4 protein-coding genes and 3 tRNA genes are annotated in these 2,949 nt (G+C 57.6%); all 7 read right to left on the bottom strand.

Features of this window, described 5'->3' with window-relative positions; translation table 11 throughout:
- On the bottom strand, nucleotides 1–110 hold a 110-nt coding region (locus ACFY9W_RS29045), incomplete at its 3' end, for a GTP-binding protein (protein ID WP_132579187.1).
- Nucleotides 111–188: 78 nt separating this feature from the next.
- Nucleotides 189–264 (bottom strand) — tRNA-Thr (locus ACFY9W_RS29040).
- Nucleotides 265–293: 29 nt separating this feature from the next.
- Nucleotides 294–367, bottom strand: a tRNA-Gly gene (locus ACFY9W_RS29035).
- Nucleotides 368–391: 24 nt separating this feature from the next.
- Nucleotides 392–475: transfer RNA gene (locus tag ACFY9W_RS29030), tRNA-Tyr, on the bottom strand.
- Between the two features lie 152 nt (nucleotides 476–627).
- Nucleotides 628–1,053 carry a hypothetical protein gene (locus tag ACFY9W_RS29025; protein ID WP_391138287.1) on the bottom strand — a complete coding sequence of 142 codons (426 nt, stop codon included), beginning with the start codon at nucleotides 1,051–1,053 and terminating at the stop codon, nucleotides 628–630.
- A 7-nt stretch (nucleotides 1,054–1,060) separates the two neighbouring features.
- Nucleotides 1,061–1,810 carry a pantothenate kinase gene (locus ACFY9W_RS29020; RefSeq protein WP_391138284.1) on the bottom strand — a complete coding sequence of 250 codons (750 nt, stop codon included), beginning with the start codon at nucleotides 1,808–1,810 and terminating at the stop codon, nucleotides 1,061–1,063.
- Complete coding sequence (birA, locus tag ACFY9W_RS29015) at nucleotides 1,800–2,759, bottom strand: bifunctional biotin--[acetyl-CoA-carboxylase] ligase/biotin operon repressor BirA (RefSeq protein WP_391138281.1); 960 nt, start codon at nucleotides 2,757–2,759, stop codon at nucleotides 1,800–1,802. The genes ACFY9W_RS29020 and birA overlap by 11 nt, the downstream gene beginning before the upstream one ends.
- Nucleotides 2,760–2,949: the final 190 nt, after the last annotated feature.

Raw genomic sequence — 2,949 nt, 5'->3', positions numbered from 1 at the left:
GAGCAGACGCGAGTCAGAGCTGCGGTCAGAGTGGTCTTACCGTGGTCAACGTGGCCGATAGTGCCGACGTTAACGTGGGGAAGGGAACGATCAAACTTTTCCTTAGCCATCGATACAATCCTCCGCAGAAGAAATAGTCTTGCGCTGATAAAACAAAGGCAGATATTTTCATATCTGCCTTGTTTAAATGGAGCTCTTGAGCGGATTTGAACCGCTGACCTCACCCTTACCAAGGGTGTGCTCTACCAACTGAGCTACAAGAGCGAAACACTTTGCGCAAAATCCAGCAAACTTGGAGCGGGTAGCGGGAATCGAACCCGCATCATCAGCTTGGAAGGCTGAGGTTCTACCACTAAACTATACCCGCGGAGCTTGCGGCTCTCGCTAAAACTGGTGGAGGGAGAAGGATTCGAACCTTCGAAGCTCTCGCAACGGATTTACAGTCCGTCCCCTTTGGCCGCTCGGGAATCCCTCCAGATGTGGCCGGCATTCTATTTGTCTGCCGTCCTAGTGTCAAGCGTTTTTTCAAATTTTTTCAATCAAATCTGAAACTTAGCTGCTTTGACACCGCTTCCAGCGCTACCACCTAAGTGGTGTTCCCTGTGAAGCGGGCGCCATTCTATCAAGCTATTCGCCAGTTGCAATACCCTGGCAGAAAATAATTTTATGTTTTAAGTCTTTGAAATCATTGGAAAGAGCTGACAGCACCGTTTGGTCCAGCAAACGCTCGCTTTCCGGGGCGACCTTAAGCCAGCGCCCATCGGCTCCGGGCAACTGCCCCACCACTGGCAGGGTGACGATATCAAGGCTCAGCAGACGCTGGCGCAGTGCATCCAGCTGGTCCTGCCCCACTACTCCCCCAACAACCAGGCATTCATCACGGCGCTTGGGCGGCGCCGAAACACCCGTTTCACGCAGCAGACGGATTTCTTGCTGATTCCCCTTGTACAGAGACAGAGGGGCGACTTCCTTGACCTTCAGCGGGGCTTCCTGCTGGTGCCATACGTAATAAAACACGTTGAGCACCAGTAACAGCAGAAACAACCAACGCATAAGCACCTCAATCCAATGGGCAGGCCATGGCCAGACCAACGAAAACCAGGTCGGGTACGACACGCGCCTGTGGCAAAGCCTCCCGCACCAGCGGCGCATCGCCACCGGTGAGGAACACCGTGAATTCATCACCCCAGAGCGCTTGCGCCTGATCAAGCTGGGTACGCGCAAAGCCCTGGAGCATCAGCACACAACCGCGCTCGACTGCTTCAACCGTGGAGCGGCCTGGCGACAGGCTGGTCAACGCCCGCTCGGCGGAGGCATCGTCGTAGCGAATACGGCGGGTATGGGTACGCAACTGGCTGCGCATCAGGGGCATGCCAGGACAGATGTAGCCACCCAGGTGCTCTCCGTCAGCAGCGACGAAGTCAGATTTGGCAGCGGTGCCCAGGTCGATTACCAGGCAAGCCCCCTTGGCCAGGTGAAATGCGCCGAGCGCAGCCAGCCAACGGTCCATGCCCAGGCGCTGATAGTCGTCATAACCGTTGCGCACACCGGCCATTTCCTGCGCAGGGTGCGCAACACGCGCCTGAACGGCAAATGCCTGAGCGATCAATGCGCACAATGCATCGGTTTCTTCTTCGCTGCGTACGCTGACAATACGGCAACCGGTAAGACGCACTGAAGCCAACCCCGCCACCTCTGCCAGCAACGCATGATCGGAGTCGACGATCCCGCCACCCTCAATGACTGCATCAGCGACGTGGATAACCCGCCACTTGATGAAGCTGTTACCGCAATCGAGCTCAAGAATCATCACGCAACCTCAAACTGAGCTCACCACCGCTAAAGCTCTTTTCCACTCCGTCCACCTCAAGGCGCAAGCCGCCCTGCCCGTCGACGCCAAGAACCACACCATCAATATGCGTGCTGCCAGCAACCAGCGAAACATTGCGACCCTGCCAAAGATGCGCTTGCTCCCATTCTTCCTGGAATGCTGCGAACCCATAGCGACGATGGCGCGCCAATTCGTGCTGCAGTTGCTGGCTGAGTGAAGCCACCAAGTGGTTGCGATCTATTACCGCACCCACCTCACGCCGCATCGAGGTCCACTGCTGGTCGACCTGCTCGTTATCCTGCATGTTCACATTGATACCAACACCTAGTACCACATGACAGACATCGGCCGGGTCGCCAACCAGCTCCAGGAGGATACCGGTGATCTTCTGTCCGCGAACCAGCACATCGTTGGGCCATTTGAGCCCTACATCCTTTACGCCAAATGCCTGCAAGGTGCGCATTACGGCCAAACCGACCACCAGGCTCAAACCTTCGAGCTGGCGCATGCCGCCTTCCACACGCAGTACAAGGCTGTAATAGAGGTTTTCGGCAAATGGGCTGACCCACTGGCGCCCACGCCGGCCTCGACCGGCGCTCTGCCGCTCGGCCAGGACAACAAATGGAGCCACCTGCCCTTGGCCGGCAAGCCGCAAGCCTTCGGCATTGGTCGAATCGATGGTTTCATGGATGAACACCGGCCATTGCTCACCTTCGGCATACCCGGCGATGGCCTGCGCCTCAAGCAAGGCCAGCGGTGCCGCCAGCTGATAGCCGCGGCCACGAACCTTGTGAATGCTGAGGTTCAGCTCACTCTCCAGGTGCTGCAGCTGCTTCCATACGGCGCTGCGACTTACCCCGAGGGCTGCGCCCAGGGCTTCTCCGGAATGGAACCGGCCATCCTTGAGGAGATTCAACAACTTCAGCATGCCAGTCTCGACTTGGAATAAGGCAGGCATGATAGCCATGGGCTGTTGGCTTGCATAGGAAAAGGGCCGAATGCATGCAGGCTGGCACCACGTTTCCTGTGGGAGCGGGCGCGCCCGCGAACACCGGCAAAGCCGGTGCCATCCACCGCGTTGCCTGCTTCGCGGGCGTGCCCGCTCCCACAGGGATTGT

Origin of the sequence: Pseudomonas sp. NPDC008258 (assembly GCF_042956345.1) — a bacterium.
Taxonomy (GTDB): Bacteria; Pseudomonadota; Gammaproteobacteria; order Pseudomonadales; family Pseudomonadaceae; genus Aquipseudomonas.
This window is presented reverse-complemented; position numbering and strand designations above follow the sequence as displayed.

Excerpts from the sequence above, each read along its gene's own strand:
- ACFY9W_RS29020 (WP_391138284.1), bottom strand. The coding sequence starts at position 1,810 with ATGATTCTTGAGCTCGATTGCGGTAACAGCTTCATCAAGTGGCGGGTT.
- birA (WP_391138281.1), bottom strand. The coding sequence starts at position 2,759 with ATGCTGAAGTTGTTGAATCTCCTCAAGGATGGCCGGTTCCATTCCGGA.
- ACFY9W_RS29025 (WP_391138287.1), bottom strand. The coding sequence starts at position 1,053 with ATGCGTTGGTTGTTTCTGCTGTTACTGGTGCTCAACGTGTTTTATTAC.